Origin of the sequence: Enterococcus sp. ZJ1622 (genome assembly GCF_011038845.1) — a bacterium.
Classification (GTDB): Bacteria; Bacillota; Bacilli; order Lactobacillales; family Enterococcaceae; genus Enterococcus_B.
Map to the genome: position 1 here is coordinate 1 of NZ_JAAKDW010000054.1, position 691 is coordinate 691.

Consider the following 691-nt stretch of genomic DNA (forward strand, 5'->3'; position numbering starts at 1 on the left):
GTGACATATTGTTCTGCGACACGTTCTTGGTTCGCAGCAGAATAGTCACCATTCAAGTAAGAAGAATCCAATTGGTAACGTCCGATGTAACGACCGTTTGTTGCTGTGTAAGAACCGCTTGATTCTTTTTGAGCGATCCATTCTTTCGCTGAGTTCGTCCCAGTGCTTGCTGTTTCAGTAGCAGCAGGAGCCGCAGGTGCAGCAGGTTGCGCTTGGACTGTTTCTTGTACTTGAGCAGGTTGTGCTTGAACAGATTCAGCGACTGGTTGTGCTTCTTGCACAGGAGCAGCTGTTTCTTGAGGAGCTGTGTAAGCTGCTTGAGCAGAGCTACCCTCAGTAGGGATCGTTAATTGTTGTCCTGAGTAGATCAGGTTAATGTTAGAAATTGAGTTTGATTCTGCAATGGCATTGATCAAGGAGTTGTCACCAACGTATTTTTGAGAAATAGTCGATAAAGTATCACCTGATTGAACGGTATAAGCTTCGTCCGCATGAGCAGTTGTTCCCATGAAGAAAGCAGCACCAGCAGCCAAAGTTGTTCCAAAAAGTAAAGTTTTAAGTGATTTCATGAAAGATCTCCTTCTAGTTTAAAAAGTTTTTGTTTTGTTCAACGAGGACTACTTTAACATGTGAGAATATTTCATAGGTAAAAGAATGATGACACTTTGTGACAAATCTACGTTTTTTGTAA

The 691-nt window shown here is 42.0% G+C and carries 1 protein-coding gene; it reads right to left on the minus strand.

Features of this window, described 5'->3' with window-relative positions; translation table 11 throughout:
- Window positions 1-569 (minus strand): LysM peptidoglycan-binding domain-containing protein (locus G7Y42_RS14895; protein WP_165038329.1); only part of this gene is annotated, 569 nt, incomplete at its 3' end.
- Between the last annotated feature and the right edge of the window lie 122 nt (window positions 570-691).